Genomic DNA, 18,700 nt, shown 5'->3' on the forward strand with positions numbered 1-18,700 from the left:
ATAACAAATAATCCCCTAACATCTTTTTATATTAATATCAGTTTATTTTGCTTTTGTGAAAGGAAATTATGATAATTACTTTTTATTAATATTTAATATAAGATTTATTAATTTATGTTGACATACTTAAACAAGATTTGTATATTGCCGACTCGAAATAAATTTAGAGAAACATATGCACTTAAGATCATAATAATATGGTAAAAACCTTTAACACAACAGGAAAATGGCTTTTTAAGGCTATTAAAAATCTTACTAAACCAAATGATGAAATAAAGCTAGTAAATTATAAATTTCAATACGAAAAATTATTTGAAACAAAAAATTCAACAAATAAATTTGAGCTACCGTCATTACCAAAAGAAACAGCAAAGTTAGTAGTAACAGCAAAACAAGAATTATTGAAAGCACAACAATTAATGGGCTTTGACGCTGATGGTAAGCTCATATATTTTGATGAAATTCAAAATTATGCATATGAAGCAAATAGTGAAATAATTAAAATAACTGCTGCTAGCGGAGGTAAAAAAGTAGAAGTAATACAAGATTTTCCTCTACAAACAGCAACTAATATAGATTTTATTTCGGAGAGAGTAAAGTTAGTAAAAGAGGCAATGAAGCAGCCAGAAAATTTAATACGAACTGAATCTCATGACGGATATGAAACAAAATTTTATCAAGTTGAAAATTTAGGCGAAATGCCAGTCACCGAATTATAAATCTACGTATATCATTCCTGTTCTCACAGGAATGATATACGAACAACCACGATTTACCTTAGCCGAACTTCAACATATCAGCTATCCACTCCCATAGGCAGGACATAATAATTATTATCATCCATAAAACCTTTTTTATACATATAATTTTCTAAATCAGGTACTAGTTTTATCATTTCATCAAGTAATACATACTCTTCATTTTTAATTGCTAAACTTAATACCTTATCTAATATTAATTTCTCACTATACTTTAATTTATCCCTACTATTCTTGGTCATAGAGCATATATAATGCTTACAAAGATACAGTTTATCTTTAAAAAATTGTAACGTATTTTCAACTGTTATCCCATCATCACTATTATTTATGTTATATTGCTGTCCCATTAATCCCTCCTAAATCATCTATTTTATTATTCCCTAGTAATTCGTCCTCACAATCTACCATTTTTTCATTAGGCGAATCAGACAAATACGAATTATAACTAATAGCATCTCTCCCATAGTCATTCAGTATTACTTTTATTTTACTAATTTCTTTCTTTGATAGCACTTTACTAAAGCCATATTTTTCTCCAAACATAAGAGGAGTCAAATTTTCCTTATTCTTTTCTGTTATTAGTTTAGGTTTACATTGCAGTAATATTTCTATCATTTCTGCATCTGCTTTTGCTTTATTTTTAAGTGCTATATGCAGTACATTATGACCTTCCGAATTAGTATAATCTATATATTCAGGATCATAATTTAATATTGTTTTTACTAACTTTTTTTTATTTGACATCACTGCTTGATGAAAAACATCTTTATTCTGTTTTAAATTAACAGCTATATAAAATTTTAAATTTTCTTCATTTCCTTTATCATATAAATATTGCAAAAACTTTAAACTATCTGGAGTTTCTTTAGTATCTTTAATAAATAATGATTTTGATTCTCTAATAGGTACTTTACCGCTAGCAACTTTTTTCTCATAACGTTTTATTACTTTTTTAATTTTACTATTTTGTTCATTTTGAGCTTCTATGCCAAAACCATATATTTCACCGAACATATAAGGATTTAGACTTTGATTGTCTATTCTTTCTACTAAATAAGGTTCATTTTCCAATAATATTTTTACCATTTCTGCATCTACTATACCAGCAAGAGCTTTATGCAGAATATTATGTCCCTCTAATTTAGTTTTTACGTCTATTAAATCAGAATTTATTGCCAATATATCTTTTACTAATTCTTTCTTATTTTGTTCTACTGCTTGACAAAAAATACTTTGATTATGTTCATTGATAGACTTAAAATATTTTTTTAATTCATTTTTATTTAAATTTTCACAATCTTTTAAATCTAATTCTTTACAATCTGAAAGAATTGGTGCTGAAGTAGGTGTAGTTATTCTATCTTCTTCAGAATTAGGTGGAGGTGGTAAATCTTCTGATTTGCTTTTTTTTGTAACACTTAAATCTAAACTAGGTACGGATAATTGTTTTTTTTGCTTCTTCATTTTTTTTCCTAAATTATAATAATTAGAGCTTAAAATAATAAATTATAATGGTTTAGGCTTTTTTAAACTTGATCTTGCGGGGGTTGGTCATCTCCTACTAATTCGAGTTCTTGTTTTTGGCAAAATCTTACTAATTTAGGTTCTATTTCCAACATCTTTGCTACTAAATCCTTTTCGCCATTATCATGTGCTTAACGAAAAATATTTTCAATGATTTCTTTATCATAACTAGTAACATAGTGTTTTAGCATGTTAGAACTTTCAGAATTTTCTTTTTTAAGAAGACTTGCTGTTTTAAGAAATTGTAAATCTAATGGCTGAAATTTTTCTTGTAAAATTAAAGATTCTATAATTGCTTCTTCTTTTCTAGGAGTAATTGAATTATAGATATCATTTATATTACTATTGGGGGGTATGTTTAAGTTAGTTATATATTTAGTCATCATTTCTCCTAAATTGATAAAAATTAAATTCTTAGTAATTTAAAGTTTATAAATTTAGAAGAAACAACACAATAACCAGAGTTGAATTTGATATTATTTAATTGATTAACGATTGTTAATTTATCACAACTAAATTAGTTACTGAAGCTTTATATTTTCTGTATTCCATTCATGAGAAACATTATTATATTTAAGTATATACGGCTTAGTGTCTATGGAATCTAAAGTTATGTCTGCACTCATTTCATCATGAGACGAAATAATTTCATTGTAACCAAAATGAGCATAATATGGTTGGTAATTTTTAAACCTTATAGTTATAAATTTATCTTTAGTAATATTCGGCATAAGCTTTATTAAATCATCAAGATTATTTAGCTTTAAATCTTTCATCTCAAAAATTTGTAGTCTGTAAACATTTTTATAGTCTTTAGTAAAAAATGTTGGTATAGAGCTAAAACTACTACCGGACTGAACAGAAGCTATAGCTAGGGATTTAAGTGGAATGCCTGATTTATTACTAAAATAATCATCTACTTCAAAAAATATAGCACCGCCAAAATTTACCATTCTACTGATTTTATTATTATTGACGTTATATAGATTTACTGTTTGCTCAAGCTTTTTCCCATCACGGAATATAACAAGTTTCGTAACGGCGTTTTTAGAATTGTCCATTTCTCTATCAAACATCGCTAAATTACCACCTAGCTCTTTATCATTAATAGCCCAAATAATATCACCGGCTTTCAAGACTTTTTCAGCAGGCGAACCGGCTAAAACCGTCTTAACGCTTATAACTCTATTTCTACTATCGGGAAATTTCTTTATATATTTATCCATTTCTTCTTTAGGGAAATTATTATGTCTAACAGCTTTATTTAATGAATATAGATCGCTTATTATTCCCATATGCTGTCTTATCGGTTCTTTATTATTCTTTAAGCTTTCTAAAGTGCGGATTACATAATCGCCGTGCAACGCTAAAGAGTGGGTCTTACCACCACCATATAATACGCCTATAGCCTCAATTTTATCATTAAGCACTGGTGAGCCACTAGCACCACCAGTAATATTTAAATTAATTATATAAGTACCTTGCGGCATCATACCATCAATATTATATAGATCAGATAAATAACCTGTATGGAAAGAAAAACCTTGTGCTTCGGTGTTACCGACTACAAAAATTTTCTGATTTAATTTCGGAGATTCGCTAGAAAATGGTATTTCCATTGCCGACTCCGGTATATCGTTACTAACCACTTTTAAAACGGCATAATCTTGCCAAATATCATAATATATTAATTTTGCCTCAGCTTGCTCACCATTATAAAAGGTAACAAAATAAGTACCGATTGCACTAAGCCCAATAACGTGAGTGTTAGTAATTATATAACCATTTTTCTTATCATTAATAAATCCGGTTCCTGTCCAGCTATTTGTATCTTCATAAGCTGATACAGCAATTCTAGTATCAATCGTTACAATCGCTTTCTTAGCTTTTTCAAATATAGTACTACTTATTTCCGACGACGCTAAAACTATATTATTTAATAAAAATAGATTAACGATAAATAAAATTTTTGGTAAAATTAATAATTTTTTCATTCCCACCTCTTGTAAAATCATTAGATCAGCACTATATCAAATAAAAAGCAATAAACAAAATAAAAAATTAATAGAGGATTTATGGGAAAAGTAATAGGTATAGATCTTGGAACTACCAACTCTTGCGTTGCAGTGATGGAAGGTAAGGAGCCAAAAGTAATAGAAAACTCTGAAGGTGAGAGAACTACGCCATCGATTATAGCTTTCGCAAATGGTGAAAAGTTAGTTGGGCAGTCCGCTAAAAGACAGGCTGTAACTAACCCACGTAATACTGTATATGCAGTAAAAAGATTAATCGGTAGAAATTTTACCGATCCAATGGTTAAAAAAGATCAAGAAATAGTGCCATATAATATAGTTAAAGCTGATAATGGTGATGCATGGGTTGAAGTTGAAGGGAAAAAACATTCACCTAGCCAAATTAGTGCTTTCATTTTACAAAAAATGAAAGAAACAGCTGAAAATTATTTAGGTGAAAAAGTAACACAAGCAGTTATTACTGTGCCTGCTTATTTTAATGATGCACAGCGTCAAGCAACAAAAGATGCTGGTAAAATCGCTGGGCTTGAAGTACTTCGAATAATCAACGAACCAACTGCGGCAGCTCTTGCTTATGGTTTTGATAAATCAGCAAGCAAAACTATTGCGGTTTATGATCTTGGTGGTGGAACATTCGACGTTTCAATCCTTGAAATTGGTGATGGTGTTTTTGAAGTAAAATCAACTAACGGCGATACATTCCTTGGTGGTGAAGATTTTGATACAAGAGTATTAGAGCATTTAATAAATACATTCAAAAAAGAAAGTGGGATTGATTTACGTAACGATCCACTTGCACTTCAGCGTTTAAAAGAAGCAGCTGAGAAAGCTAAAAAAGAATTGTCATCTGCATTAACTACTGATATTAATTTGCCTTATATCACAGCTGATAGTAGCGGTCCAAAACATTTAAATATTAAATTTACTAGAGCAGAACTTGAAAAATTAGTCGATGATTTAATTGAGAAAACCATAGAACCTTGCCGCAAAGCTTTAAAGGATGCAGGCTTAAAAGCTGCCGATATTCAAGAAGTAGTGCTAGTTGGTGGTATGACTAGAATGCCGAAAGTACAAGAAGCGGTGGAAAAATTCTTCGGGCGTGCTCCACATAAAGGCGTGAATCCTGATGAGGTTGTAGCTCTTGGTGCAGCGATCCAAGGCGGAGTATTAAACAAAGAAGTAACTGATATATTATTATTAGACGTTACACCTCTATCTCTTGGTATTGAAACTTTAGGCGGCGTATTTACAAGATTAATCGATCGTAACACCACAATCCCAAGTAAGAAAAGCCAAGTATTTTCTACTGCCGATGATAATCAGCATGCAGTAACTATTAGGGTATTCCAAGGTGAGCGTGAAATGGCAAAAGATAATAAAATGCTTGGTCAGTTTAATCTAGAAGGAATCCCTCCTGCTCCACGTGGCGTGCCGCAAATAGAAGTGACTTTTGATATTGATGCAAACGGCATAGTCCATGTTTCGGCTAAAGATAAAGCTAGCGGTAAAGAGCAAAGAGTAACAATACAGGCTTCCGGCGGTCTTAGCGATGCGGAAATCGAGCAAATGGTTAAAGATGCTGAGAAAAATGCCGATGAGGATAAAAAACGTAAAGAGCTTATTGAAGCAAAAAATGCTGCTGATAGCTTAATTTATTCTACTGAAAAAACCTTAACAGATTATAGCGATAAATTATCGTCTGAAGATAAAGGAGCGGTAGAAGATGCTTTATCTGCTTTAAAAGCTGTTTTAGATTCAGAAGATGCTGCATTAATTAAAGAAAAAACCGAAAGCTTAACCGCTGCTAGTATGAAAATCGGCGAAGCGATGTATAAAGCACAAAGCGATGCTGGTGCTGCTGGTAGTGCTTCTGAAGAAAATACTGCTAGCAACGAAAAAGTAGTAGACGCAGACTTTGAAGATGTAGAGAAGAAGTAAAGTAGAACGTCATTGCGAGGAGCGTAGCTTTGTTGCAATCTCATTAAACATCCTGAGATTGCTTCGTCAATTACTTTGTAATTTCCTCGCAATGACGTTTTATTAGTTATACATAGCCCCAAACAACCATATAATATAATTTCATGTCACAAGATTATTATCAAATCCTTGGAGTTAGCAAAACAGCAAGCAGTGCTGATCTTAAAAAAGCCTATCACAAGTTAGCCAAACAATATCACCCTGATAATGCCGCAGCTGGTGATACAAACGCCGAGAAAAAATTTAAAGAAATCAATGCCGCTTATGAAGTTTTAAAAGACGAACAGAAAAGAGCAGCTTATGACCGATTTGGACATGATGCTTTCCAAAATCAACAAGCAAGAGGCGGAGCTGGCAGTCAGGGCGGTCATCCTTTCGGTGCTGATATCAACGATATATTTGGTGATTTCTTTAGCGACTTTATGGGCGGTGGTGGCAGAAGAAAGCCAACTTCAAGTAAGGTTAGAGGCTCTGATTTAAAATATAATCTTACTATTAATTTAGAAGAAGCATTTCATGGCGTAGAGAAAAATATCAGTTTTTCCAGTGAAGTAAAATGCGATACTTGTCATGGTAGCGGCTCTGAAAAAGGGGAAACTGCAACTACTTGCGATGCTTGTGGCGGCGTAGGTGCAACTAGAGTTCAGCAAGGCTTTTTTATGATTGAACAAACTTGTCATAAATGTCAAGGTAATGGTCAAATTATCAAGAACCCTTGTAAAAAATGCCACGGCTTGGGGCGTTACCACAAGCAGCGAAATTTATCTGTAAATATTCCCGCAGGTGTTGAAAATGACACTCGAATAAGACATCCAGGCGAAGGTGAAGCAGGTATTAGAGGCGGCAATAATGGCGATTTATATGTTGATATCGCAATAAAACCTCATGATATTTATAAGGTAGATGGAGCAAATTTACATTGCAAACTACCTATTAGTTTTGTAAATGCTGCCCTTGGCGGAGAAGTAGCGGTGCCGGTAATTGAAGGCGGCAAAGTAAATCTAACCATCCCAGCAGGAACACAAAACGGTGATCAGCTAAGATTACGCGGCAAAGGTATGTCTAAAATAAGGTCAACTATTAGAGGCGATATGCTTGCACATGTGCATGTTGAAGTGCCTAAAAATTTATCAAAAAGACAAAAAGAATTATTAGAAGAATTGAGAAAAGAATCCGTAAATGAAAAAGAAAATGATGGCAGCTTTTTTAACAAAATGAAAAGTTTATGGTCATAAAATTAAGTTTAACTTTTTTCTAGAAATAAAACCTTTGATGTTATAAGATATCTTATATGTCATTCCATTCCCGCTTGATGCTGGTCTTGTTGCATGGCTCAAAAAACGTCATTGCGAACGAACGAAGTGAGTGTGGCAATCCAGAGAAAATAATAAAAAATACTATAAGTTAGCATTTTTTTACTTCCTTGCTTCGTCAATTACTTCGTAATTTCCTTAGCTCAGACGGAAAAACTAATCCACACGGGCAAACCTCACGCTAGAATGACACCAAACAATACTATATATCAGAGGTTTTTATGCCTTACAAAAACAATACCGACCTACCCGATTCAGTCAAAAATCATCTTCCAAAGCACGCTCAAGATATTTATCGTGAAGCTTTTAACCATGCATTTGAACAATATAAATCTCCTGAAAAAAGACGGGATAACGATTCTAGAGAAACCGTTGCACATAAAGTAGCATGGTCAGCTGTGGAAAAGAAATATCATAAAAACGATAAGGGCGATTGGGTAAGTAATTAGATTTTAAATTATTTTTTTCACAGTCCCATAATAACATTTTAGATTAGATTCAATCATGCAAAGAAAAAAAGAAGAATATTCAAAATTAATCTATAACTCTTCCTTAATTTTTAAAATTAAAAAAGTAGCACTTCCTACTTTTAAAGTTTTTCAAAAAGAAGTAACTAAGAAATATCCTAATATTTCTATTAAAATTGATACTCAAACTATAATAAAAGAGATGGTTGACTCATTTTCAAAAGCTTTGTCTTCTTTATTTGAAGAAGATGATATAGAGTTTGATAATTTACGTTATGCCGGAGGATATGTTTTAGGTTTTTTTTCATCTAATTTATGGACTCATTGGAAAGGTGAATATCTCTATCCTAAAATTCCAGAATATCAAAATCTAATGTTTTTAAGATCAATGTATCTTTATAGTAAAATTGATTATATGCTTAATTACCAATATACTGATAAAATACAAAGAATTTATAATTATTTTACTCAATCCGATCAGAGTAATATTATCCATGCGAATGATTCTAAGGACAACCTAGTATCATTAGAAGATTTTAAAAAGCAAAAAAAAACTTATAATAATCAAAAATTTGCCGATTCGCTTACTAATTATTTAGAAAATTTACTTTTGCAAGAGCATTACAAAGCTTTTGATAAAATTAATATAGATAATAACTTAAATAACATAAGCAACCTTTTTGAAAGGAATGAGATAATGGAATTAATTAGTTCTATTAAATCATCAAATTGAACCGACTATAGTATACTCGTTTTATTTGAAAAATTGGCTATGTCGTCTTTGTAACCCTCAGATGCTCACGTACCTTTGTACGCTCCGCTCCTCGGCTTACAGACTTCATGCCCTTTTCCAAATAAAACTTCGTCTACCCAACTTTTCATTTATTAGCAGTATATCCTGAATTGAGAGCAGGTAGCTAGTTGTTCGCCAGTTTGCCTATTAGTTATAAGCGTTTGTATTAATGCATGTTGCCAAATCCAATTGAGTTTAATTATGTAGGATTGTTAATAATTCATCTTGTGTTTAACGGTGCCAATGTGGGGATTTGAACCCCAGACCTACGCATTACGAATGCGCCGCTCTACCAGCTGAGCTACATCGGCAAGAATTTAAAATAAGAAAATTATTTTGAAAGTATTATTGTGGAAGTACTAGGAAATTAATTTAATTTTTTGGTATTACTAACCAAGTATAGATATCGTCATAAGCTATGCAACTACAAGGAGCGTGGCAATCCAGGAAAAATAATAAAAATGCTATGCATTTCACTAGATTGCTTCGATGTCATTCCCGCATGAGGATTTGCTTGCGTGGATCGAAAAACGTCCTAAGGTAGTCATCTAGTTGCTTGGGAACTAGATACAGAAAAACAACTAAAAATATCAATATTATTAATATTTTTAACTGGATGCTGTGGTCAAGCAACTAGATGACACCGAGGGCGTTTTCCGATCTACGCAACAACGCCGCCACGGGATGACAAGGAAAAACTACTTCACGCAAGTACAACGACTACGTTAGGATGACATTTTACACTTTTTTCAAGCTATACAATAAAGCCTGAAGTAAACTAGATTACAATACCACTAAAGATGCGTAGAAAACCTTAAGTGGAAATGCTGCGTATCGTCGTATTTCTTCTTTTTAACCGCAAAACCCCAGTCCATTCTAATTGGTGCAAAGCGTGTTACCCAAATAAATCCGAAACCAACTGAAGCCCTAAGTGACTTATCATTATAGATACCATTTGGACTTTGATATTTTGCTTTATTTAAGCCTACTCCCCATAAGCTTCCTAAATCCATAAATACCGAACCAGTGAGGTTAAATTCTTCAGGTACTGGAGTTGGGAAGTTAAGTTCAGTAGAAAATGTATAATATCTTTTACCGCCTAAACCTTCATTAGTAACTTTTTCACGCGGTCCAACACCACCGCTAGCAAAACCTCTTAAGCTATAATCACCTAAATTAAAGCGATCTGAAATTCTAATAACTCGTCCACCAAGTGCTGCAATATCACCTCCAGAAGCAGATAGTTTTAAAGTAAGCTTATTTTGTATGAAAGATTTATAATATTTACCATCAACTTCATGTTTCAGATATTTATTATCACCTCCAATACCCGCATATTCTTGACTAATACTTACTAAATAACCATTCTTCGCAATAATTTTACTATCTCTTTGATCATAAGCAATAGTGTGACCAATAGCAGAAGTAATAAACTTACCCATTTGCTCCTGTAAAAATATTGAGCTTGATGGAGATGGAGCACTCAAGGTATCACGTTTAATTAAATAATCTATTTCGTGGCTTAAATCTTCTTTAATTTCATAACCTAAGGAAGTTTTACCACCTACAGAATGCTGTCTATAATTTTGATCTGTGTTGGAAAGTACACTCTGACCACGACCACTTTTATTTATAAATCCGCTTACACCTAGGGATAAATCACGATCTAAGAAATGTGGGTCAGTAATACCACCATAATAGCTAGTAGTATTTTTACTTACTTGCACACCAGCATTGAGTATTTTACCTGTACCTACTAAGTTACGCTCTAAGAAAGAGAAGCGTCCAAATACCCCACCTGTGGTGTTATACCCTAAATCAAAACCGACAGAAGAAGTAGATTTTTCATCAACCTCAACATTTAAGTCATATTTATCCTTGGTTTTTGCTTGAGCAAAAGTAATTCCTATCTTCTCAAAATAATCTAAGTTTCTAAGATTACGCTCTCCTTTTTCAATATAAGAACGGTTAAGTATATCATCTTCTTCAGATTTAAACTCTCTTCTTATAACATGATCTTCAGTTTTAAGATTATTAATAATATTAATTTTATTAATATAAACCTTATCGGCTTTTTCTATAATAAATTTAATATTAATTGTATGATCAGGGTTTTTTACAATATCAGGATAAACATTCACTGCTGGATAGCCTACTGCTGTAAAATATTCTCCAATTTTATCAGCAATATTTTCAACTGTTTTCATATTGAAAACACTACCTTGCTTAATATTGACAATTTTATTAACAGGAGTTATATCAATATTGGTTAATTTGTTTTCTATTGTAACATTACCGAAATTATATTTTTCACCCTCTTCAAGAGAATATGTAAGAACGAAATATTCTTTAGTATTATTTAACTCAGCTGATACCGAAATTACTCTAAAATCTGCAAAACCAACTGATTGATAGAATTCTTTTAATAATTCTTTATCATATTCAATACGATCAGGTTCATAAGTATCATTACTATCTAAGAAACGAAACCAACGAGATTCTTTAGTTAAAACAATAGATTTAAGCCCTGAATCGCTATAATTTTCATTACCACTAAAATAAATATATTTAATACCGGTTTTTGGTCCTTCTGCGATATCAAAAATAACCTTAACTCTGTTATTTTCTAAATCTTCAATTTTAGGTGTTACTATAGTAGCAAAACGACCGCTACGTTTATAGATTTCTGATATTTTTTTTACATCTAATTCAATTTTAGCTTGGCTTAAAGACTCACCTGCCATTGTATAAATCTCTTTAGATAGCATATTAGCTTTTATTTTAGAGTTACCTCTAAATACTACGCTACTTATAAATGGAGTTTCAGTAACGTTAACAATTAAATTACCATCGCTTGACATATCCATTTTGATGTTTCTAAAAAGTGAAGTAGCATATAAGCGTTTTATTGCTTCGTCTTCTTTTAAACTATTATAGCTTTCACCAGGTTTTAGCTTTAAATAGCTCTCAATAGTAGAGCGTTCAATTCTATGATTACCTTCTATAGTTATTTTACGAATAACTGAATCTGCTAAGGAAATGTTATAATAAAAAATTGTTACTGTTAAAATTGCTAATTTAATAATTGACCTGATTATCACCTAAAACCTTCTTATAAGATTTATTTAAAATTTTTGCGTTAAACGTACACTATAGTAAATAATATTAACTAGAGCAAGTAAATCTACCCACTTAAGAGAATAAATTTTTTATATCGTTAGAAAAAGAAATTACAGTAAGGAAAATTATTATCATTATACCTATTTGTAATAAAATATTTCTAGCTTTAATATTCGGTAATTTACCTGTAACTGCTTCATATAATATGAATAATAAATGACCACCATCAAGTACCGGTATAGGTAACAGATTAAGTAGTCCTAAATTTACTGAAAGCATTGCTATAAATAGTAAATACATCTCTATACTATGCTCTAAAGTTCTTCCTGATTCTTTTGCAATAGCTACCGGTCCACCTATTTCACTTACTGATCGCTTTCCTACAATCATTTGTGATGCTGCTTTTAAAGTTACCGCCGATACATCTATAGTATCAAATATTGCTTCCGATAAACTTGATAATATCCCTATTTTAGTATGAACAGGTTCATTTTTAGCCATAATACCAATACGCAGTATTTTTCTAGCTTTTTCTACAACTACTTCTTCAGGCATTATACTAACAGTAAATTCTTCACCTTTTCGCTCTATTAATAAAGTAGAAGAATTTAAACCATTAATTAGTATTTCTTTTTGTACATCACTAAAATCTTTAACTAATTTATTATTAACTTTAACAATTCTATCACCCTCTCGCAAATTAGCTTTTTCTGCTGGTGATTCAGCTATTACCTCCCCTATTACAGGCTGAACTTCTATTTTACCAAGACAAAAATAAAATCCAGCAAATATTATTATGGCAAGTAAATAATTAATTAAAGGTCCTGCTACAACTATTAAAAAACGCTCAAAACAGGATTTAGCATAAAACGCTACTTTTTCATTTATTTCTTGTGCTTTATCCATAATGTTTCGATCATAACCATAAATCTTAACATATCCCCCAAGCGGCAATAAACAAATTTTCCACCTAACCCCTTTTGAGTCTGTAATACCGATTAATTCTTTGCCGAAACCTATCGAAAATTCTTCGATTTTTACATTAAAGAATCTTGCAACTGCATAATGCCCTAGCTCGTGGATAAACACTAAGATACTAATTGTTATAATAAATCCGACTATAGATAACATAATTTTTTTATTATTAATATGTAGGTAGACGAAGTTTAATTTGAAAAAAGTAATCAGTCCATAAGTGCGAGACACGGAGCGTATACTTAAATACGTGAGTACCGCAGTATTTATAGAACGATGTAGCCAATTTTTCAAATTAAACGAGTATACAAATAAGTAGTTTTAAAGTATAGTATACTAAATTTAAAACTTTATTTCTTTTTATGAGTTCAAATAAAATCAATAAGAAGTCGATTGCACGTATTGCAGCAATACAAGCTATATATCAACATATGTTACGGAACAATGATAATATAGATGATATAATAGAAAATGTACTTTCTTTTTATCGCAACGATACTTCTATGACTGATTCACCCATAAAAATATCACTAACTATAAGCCATTTTAAAATGTTGGTAAAGTTGGTATTTGAAAATATTGATAAAATAGATGAAATTATAAGTAATCATCTGGTAAATGATAAAAACCAAAATCACATACCTATTTTGCTACAGGCTTTATTACGCAGTGGTATATGTGAATTATTATTTTTTCCAGATATACCTACTAAAGTAATAATTAATGAATACACAGATATAGCAAATGATATGCTAAATGATCACGAAATAGGCTTTGTTAATTCTATATTAGATAAAATAGCACACGAAAATAAAAGATTTTATGACAAATAATTTAAGTGGTTATAGAAATAAGTTTGTTAGAGTTAAGACTTCTAAAAAACGCACTGTTTCTTCTAGTAACTGGCTAAGGCGTCAGTTAAATGATCCTTATGTTGCAAAAGCACGTATTGAAGGCTTTAGATCAAGAGCTGCATATAAACTCCTTGAGATTCATGAAAAATTTAAAATTTTCACCCCAAATATGAAAGTAGTTGATTTAGGGGCAGCCCCAGGGGGATGGAGTCAAGTAGCTTCTAAGCTCATTAAAGCTACGGATGGTAATTTAAAAAATAAAATAATTTCAGTCGATTTACTTGAAATCGAACCAATTCCTGGAGTAGAGTCTTTTCAAAAAGATTTCTTTGAAAAAGATACTGAAGAATTGATTATACAAGCTTTAAAAGGCAAGGCTGATATAGTATTGAGTGATATGGCATCAAATACTATAGGTCACAAAACTACCGATCATATAAGAACTCTGCTTTTATGCGAGCAAGCTTTTGAGTTTGCTTTAAAAGTCTTAAACCCTTCCGGTCATTTTATTGCTAAAATCTTTCGTGGTGGGGCTGAAAATGAGCTTTTAAACAAAGTGAAACGTGAATTCTCTACTGTCAAACATTTTAAACCATCATCCAGCCGCAAAGAATCAACAGAAATTTACCTAGTTGCTCTAAATAAGAAATGAATTATTAATAATATTTAACTAAATGGTTGACATTTATTTACTTATGCTTTATGGTAGTTTTTACTTAAGCTCTAGAAACCATAAAATATGGTAATTCAACTTAACAATGGAGAAAGTTAATGTTTTCTAAAATGTTTAATTATTTTGCTAGTAATAGTAAAACGCACCTTGATAATACTCAAGAATCAGCTATAAATTGTGGTCAGCATTCTGCTGAAGCAGCAAGTTACGCCGTAAAAACTTTACCACAAATTCTTTTAGGTCTTATTACTTTTAAAGAAATATCTGGATCAGTAATGACAGGATATGCCTTTGGGTTTGCTTTACCAGAATTTGCAAAGGTAATAGTAAAAAGTCTTGCTAGTACAATATTTTTCCATCCTACAGCTAGTATGGTAGGTACTGTAGCAGTTACAGTAGCTGCTAATTCTGAAAATGTAGTAGAGTGCATAAAAAAGCATTATATGACGCAGGATCTACAGTTTATGAAGGTACTTTATGTGCAGTAAATGGAGCAGCCGCAGCTGTAACTTTTGCTTATGATAATGTTTATAGTACCGACGTGCAATTATCAGGAAATGCTATAGAAGCTGTATTATAAGTTTTCTATCAATTAAGTAAGGTAAAATTAAAGTTTCTTTACCTTACTTAATAATTCCTCTCGCCCTTTCCTCAAAAGCTATAATCGTTTTTTCGGTTATTTTAATAAAATAGCTACCAACTAATTTCTCAAGCATTCTAGACTTCATTTCGAAATCAATAAAAAATTTTAGCTCAGTCCCTATAGGATGAGAAGTAAATTGTCAAGTACTGTTTAAATACTTAAAAGGACCCGAAATAGCCAAGGTATTAATGAAATATTCTTTATCATCTATTATTTTATTAGTAACATGAGAACGATAACTTTCTGAAAAACCTTTTAACTGAATCACAAGATCCGCGACGATTTCTTCACTATTTTCTGAAATAACTCTGCTAGCTACACACCAAGGTAGAAATTTAGGATAAGATTTTATATCCCAAACTAAATTAAATAATTCCTGAGGTTTATAAGGTAAGATTTTTGTTTGTTCAAATGATGGCATTATGTAGTTCTTTTCTTTTAAAATAGCAATTTTATACTCTTTTTAAAAGAAAAGAATAAAAGGAAATGATAATATAAACTTCAATAGAAAAAATATTAATTAACTAATATTTTTTTTCTCGGCGGGATATATACGGTTTCATCATCTTCTGCATGTGAAATTTTTTCCAAAAGACCAATGAAACGTCCCTTATTAGGCACTAGTTTTACTATTGCCCAGCCTTCTTCTATTGCTTGTTTTATACGCTCTATATCAGCTTTATGTTCTGAAAAAGATATAAATTTTTGTGTTGGATTTTCCATCTTGATCAATGAATATGTTAATAAAAATTAATAGTATAATAAATTTTTCTTAATAAATCAAATTAATTTTATTATTTAGTTTGATTATACTTGAAATAAGAGCATGTTATTATGATTTAGTCAAGATAATCTAGTTGAAAATTAAAAGTTGCAGCATTAATTTTGTATCGTAATAAAATTTTATTGACTTTTGATCGAAAAAACCCTAAATATTTACATCTAAAAATTAGAATTAGCAAAGATTATGAAAAAATATATATTACTGACTATCATACTCTTAATGAGTAAGAATATATTCGCAAGAGAACAAATATCTAATCTTGTTACACCTGTTAGCTATTTTATAGATCATACATTACAAATAAAAAAGATCAAAAGTAACTTAATCAAATATAAACAATCGGGCATATTAGGTGTGAGTGGTATGGGTAAAACTCAGGTTGCTAGGATGTACGCTTATGATAATAAGGCTGATTATGATCTTATTTGGTTTATAGATTGTAATTTAGATATTGATGGACAGTTAATGAAGCTTGCTAAAGTTATTAATGCTCAAGCAAATTCTGCAATCATTTCAGATAATATTAGTATGGTAAGAAAGGAATTAATGACTTATCTAGCTAGTAAAGATAAATGGTTATTAGTGTTTGATAATTTAAAAGTAGGCGAGAATAAAAAAATAGCAGATTTTATTAATTGGGAACATAATGGCAATATTATATTTTGTTCACAGGACAGTGAATTATTACCAAATATCGTAAAAATTACTGCTTTTGAGGAAAAAGAATCTAAAATGCTTGTAGAAAATATTTTAGAAAGTAATAACCCGGAATCGATAGAATTTTTAGCCCAAGAATTTAAAGGATATCCGATTCTTATGGTTTAAGGATCACAAATATTAAATCAGGTACAGGGTTTAAGTTTAAATGAATATAAGAAGCAAATACAAGGAGCTAATGATAAAATTGAGCTAAATATTAGACTTGCTATTAAAGTGTTAAGCCCTTCTGCTCGAAAATTACTAAATGAAATAGCTTTAATTAACAATCAAAGTTTTTCAAAAGAATTTTTAAATTGTATCACTTCGGATAAGGATCATTTAGATGACGACATTTATAATATTTCCAAATTTGCTTTAATCACTAATATTGAGCCAAATGAAGATAATCCCACATTTGAAATGCATGATGTCATAGCTGAGAAAATACTAAAAATTAATGGATATACTAACAATAAAGAATCTATTGACCAGGTCGTTACTAACTATATAAGTTCTGTACCTTCAAGCGTGGTAAAGGCACGTATTTTTAGAAACGCTAAAACAGTATTAGGTAACATAGATATAATCACAAAAAATGCAGAAAAATATGATATACCCATAAATGTAATTTTAGGACTAAAAATAAATTTGATAACACAATATATAAATTCTTTAGATTTATATAGTGCTCAAAAATTAGTAGATTGGTTTAATGAAAATGATAGTAAAGGTAATTTTAAATTATCAAAAATGGATAATGATCAAAAATGCGATTATGCCTCATATTTAAGTCTTATAGGTGGATATTATAGGCATCTTGGAAACCATCATAAATCAATTGAATATGATATAAGAGCTAAAAAAGTTTATGAGGATATTCAAGGATATAATTCTTACCGATGTAATATAAATTATACTTTGGCACTGGCATATATTGAACTCGGTCAGCTTGAAGAAGCAAAAAATAATATTCAAATTATGGAGGATATGTTTAACGGTGGGTTGGTTGATAAAGCCGATATTATAACTTTATATTCTGCAAGAGCTAGATTGTTCGCCATGCAAGGTAAATATGATGACGCACTAGAACAAATTAATAATACTATAAATACAGCTGTAGAGAATGGAATAAATCCTCAAGATGTATTTCTAAGCAATATATATCTTATTAAAGCAGATATATTAAATAACCTTGGTAAATATGAAGAAGCTTATTCTCAAGCACAACAAATATATGATATGAATAAGTTAGTTAAGAAAGAAAATCATCTAATATTTGGGCGTGTTTTTACTCAAATTTCAAAAGCAAAACTTGGTCTTGGAAATGCTAAAGAAGCACTAGAATATGCAGAAAAAGCTAAAACAATTTTTATTAGCGATACAAATAGACCTAATAAGGAAATTATTACATCACCGGATACAAGCTTGGCTAAAGCATTTGTTGCTGAAGGTAATGCACTAGCTAGCCTTAATAAAAATGATGAAGCAGTAGAAGCTTATAGCACAGCAGAAAATATATATTGGAATAACTATGGAGAAAATATGAAAAATGTAGACGAGATAAGTATTATGTACTTAAACGCTGCTAAAGCAAGCTGCCATGTACCTCTTAGATCTTTCTATAAAAACTTTCGTGATCATCAAATAAAAAAATTCGGAGAGCAGCATCCAAAAAGTATAGAAATACTAAAGCTCAATTGCCATAATTTAAATAATTAAACTATTTGGTATTACTAACTAAATATAGAATCGTCATTGCGAGGAAAAACTATAAGTTTTGACGAAGCAATCTAGTAAAATGCATAGCATTTTTATTATTTTCCCTAGATTGCCACGCTCCTTACAGTCGTGTAGCTTATGACGATATCTATATACCGCGAATACTTCAAAAGTTGGTAAGTCAAACAAGCGGTGAGTCTGCACAAGCAGTAGATAAACTACGTGAGCACAGACGAATCCCGAAATTTGGCTTATACGAAGATCAGCTTCAAAAAGAGTAATCGGTTCATAAGACGAGGAGCGGCAGCAGTTACTTAATACGTGGCTACCTGCGTACTTATAGAACATTGTCACCAATTTTTGAA

At 31.0% G+C, this 18,700-nt stretch carries 17 protein-coding genes, 1 tRNA gene and 1 pseudogene; 10 read left to right on the forward strand and 9 right to left on the reverse strand.

Annotated elements, in window-relative coordinates:
• The first annotated feature begins 197 nt into the window (after positions 1 to 197).
• Entirely contained in the window at positions 198 to 719 is a 522-nt protein-coding gene (locus tag AAGD49_RS05960; protein WP_341788336.1) for a hypothetical protein, read from the forward strand.
• 77 nt (positions 720 to 796) lie between these two features.
• Here AAGD49_RS05960 and AAGD49_RS05965 read toward each other — a convergent pair whose 3' ends face one another.
• The 4 genes from AAGD49_RS05965 to AAGD49_RS05980 all read right to left on the reverse strand — a co-directional run bounded on the left by AAGD49_RS05965 (position 797) and on the right by AAGD49_RS05980 (position 4,300).
• Positions 797 to 1,108: a hypothetical protein gene (locus AAGD49_RS05965; protein WP_341788337.1), complete on the reverse strand. Its 312-nt coding sequence runs from the start codon at positions 1,106 to 1,108 to the stop codon at positions 797 to 799.
• Positions 1,092 to 2,225 carry an ankyrin repeat domain-containing protein gene (locus AAGD49_RS05970; RefSeq protein ID WP_341788338.1) on the reverse strand — a complete coding sequence of 378 codons (1,134 nt, stop codon included), beginning with the start codon at positions 2,223 to 2,225 and terminating at the stop codon, positions 1,092 to 1,094. The genes AAGD49_RS05965 and AAGD49_RS05970 overlap by 17 nt, the downstream gene beginning before the upstream one ends.
• Positions 2,226 to 2,416: 191 nt before the next feature.
• Positions 2,417 to 2,668 (reverse strand): hypothetical protein, encoded by a 252-nt coding sequence (locus AAGD49_RS05975; RefSeq protein ID WP_341788339.1) that lies wholly within the window; start codon positions 2,666 to 2,668, stop codon positions 2,417 to 2,419.
• Positions 2,669 to 2,806: 138 nt separating this feature from the next.
• The gene (locus AAGD49_RS05980; protein WP_341788340.1) at positions 2,807 to 4,300 is read right to left on the reverse strand and encodes a S1C family serine protease; all 1,494 of its coding nucleotides are present in this window, start codon (positions 4,298 to 4,300) and stop codon (positions 2,807 to 2,809) included.
• 60 nt (positions 4,301 to 4,360) lie between these two features.
• Between AAGD49_RS05980 and dnaK the strand changes: the two genes are divergently transcribed.
• The 4 genes from dnaK (at position 4,361) to AAGD49_RS06000 (ending at position 8,808) form a co-directional block, all read left to right on the forward strand.
• Positions 4,361 to 6,256 (forward strand): molecular chaperone DnaK, encoded by a 1,896-nt coding sequence (gene dnaK / locus AAGD49_RS05985; RefSeq protein ID WP_341788341.1) that lies wholly within the window; start codon positions 4,361 to 4,363, stop codon positions 6,254 to 6,256.
• 143 nt (positions 6,257 to 6,399) lie between these two features.
• Positions 6,400 to 7,530 (forward strand): molecular chaperone DnaJ, encoded by a 1,131-nt coding sequence (gene dnaJ, locus AAGD49_RS05990; protein ID WP_341788342.1) that lies wholly within the window; start codon positions 6,400 to 6,402, stop codon positions 7,528 to 7,530.
• A gap of 299 nt (positions 7,531 to 7,829) precedes the next feature.
• Positions 7,830 to 8,057 carry a ChaB family protein gene (locus AAGD49_RS05995; RefSeq protein WP_341788343.1) on the forward strand — a complete coding sequence of 76 codons (228 nt, stop codon included), beginning with the start codon at positions 7,830 to 7,832 and terminating at the stop codon, positions 8,055 to 8,057.
• A gap of 55 nt (positions 8,058 to 8,112) precedes the next feature.
• Positions 8,113 to 8,808, forward strand: a complete 696-nt coding sequence (locus AAGD49_RS06000; RefSeq protein ID WP_341788344.1) for a hypothetical protein — start codon at positions 8,113 to 8,115, stop codon at positions 8,806 to 8,808.
• A gap of 298 nt (positions 8,809 to 9,106) precedes the next feature.
• Here the strand turns inward: AAGD49_RS06000 and AAGD49_RS06005 are convergent.
• The 3 genes from AAGD49_RS06005 to rseP form a co-directional block, all read right to left on the reverse strand.
• Positions 9,107 to 9,179, reverse strand: a tRNA-Thr gene (locus tag AAGD49_RS06005).
• 483 nt (positions 9,180 to 9,662) lie between these two features.
• Complete coding sequence (gene bamA, locus AAGD49_RS06010; protein WP_341788345.1) at positions 9,663 to 11,969, reverse strand: outer membrane protein assembly factor BamA; 2,307 nt, start codon at positions 11,967 to 11,969, stop codon at positions 9,663 to 9,665.
• Between the two features lie 91 nt (positions 11,970 to 12,060).
• Positions 12,061 to 13,119 carry an RIP metalloprotease RseP gene (gene rseP, locus AAGD49_RS06015; RefSeq protein ID WP_341788346.1) on the reverse strand — a complete coding sequence of 353 codons (1,059 nt, stop codon included), beginning with the start codon at positions 13,117 to 13,119 and terminating at the stop codon, positions 12,061 to 12,063.
• A 206-nt stretch (positions 13,120 to 13,325) separates the two neighbouring features.
• On the opposite strand from rseP, the gene nusB reads away from it, so the two are divergent.
• From nusB to AAGD49_RS06030, 3 genes are all read left to right on the forward strand, one after another.
• Positions 13,326 to 13,796: a transcription antitermination factor NusB gene (nusB, locus tag AAGD49_RS06020; protein WP_011477778.1), complete on the forward strand. Its 471-nt coding sequence runs from the start codon at positions 13,326 to 13,328 to the stop codon at positions 13,794 to 13,796.
• Complete coding sequence (locus tag AAGD49_RS06025; RefSeq protein ID WP_341788347.1) at positions 13,786 to 14,469, forward strand: RlmE family RNA methyltransferase; 684 nt, start codon at positions 13,786 to 13,788, stop codon at positions 14,467 to 14,469. The genes nusB and AAGD49_RS06025 overlap by 11 nt, the downstream gene beginning before the upstream one ends.
• Before the next feature lie 119 nt (positions 14,470 to 14,588).
• Positions 14,589 to 14,978: a hypothetical protein gene (locus tag AAGD49_RS06030; protein ID WP_341788348.1), complete on the forward strand. Its 390-nt coding sequence runs from the start codon at positions 14,589 to 14,591 to the stop codon at positions 14,976 to 14,978.
• Positions 14,979 to 15,113: 135 nt separating this feature from the next.
• On the opposite strand, the pseudogene AAGD49_RS06035 reads toward AAGD49_RS06030, so the two are convergent.
• Together AAGD49_RS06035 and AAGD49_RS06040 are read right to left on the reverse strand one after the other, a co-directional pair.
• Positions 15,114 to 15,554: pseudogene (locus tag AAGD49_RS06035) on the reverse strand (type II toxin-antitoxin system RatA family toxin).
• A 95-nt stretch (positions 15,555 to 15,649) separates the two neighbouring features.
• Positions 15,650 to 15,856, reverse strand: a complete 207-nt coding sequence (locus AAGD49_RS06040; protein ID WP_011477782.1) for a DUF2674 domain-containing protein — start codon at positions 15,854 to 15,856, stop codon at positions 15,650 to 15,652.
• Positions 15,857 to 16,100: 244 nt separating this feature from the next.
• Here AAGD49_RS06040 and AAGD49_RS06045 point away from each other — a divergent pair, with 244 nt between their 5' ends.
• Both AAGD49_RS06045 and AAGD49_RS06050 read left to right on the forward strand, forming a co-directional pair.
• Positions 16,101 to 16,742 carry a hypothetical protein gene (locus AAGD49_RS06045; protein WP_341788349.1) on the forward strand — a complete coding sequence of 214 codons (642 nt, stop codon included), beginning with the start codon at positions 16,101 to 16,103 and terminating at the stop codon, positions 16,740 to 16,742.
• A 108-nt stretch (positions 16,743 to 16,850) separates the two neighbouring features.
• Positions 16,851 to 18,335 carry a tetratricopeptide repeat protein gene (locus tag AAGD49_RS06050; protein WP_341788350.1) on the forward strand — a complete coding sequence of 495 codons (1,485 nt, stop codon included), beginning with the start codon at positions 16,851 to 16,853 and terminating at the stop codon, positions 18,333 to 18,335.
• Positions 18,336 to 18,700: the final 365 nt, after the last annotated feature.

This window comes from Rickettsia endosymbiont of Lasioglossum villosulum, from assembly GCF_964026455.1.
Classification (GTDB): domain Bacteria; phylum Pseudomonadota; class Alphaproteobacteria; order Rickettsiales; family Rickettsiaceae; genus Rickettsia.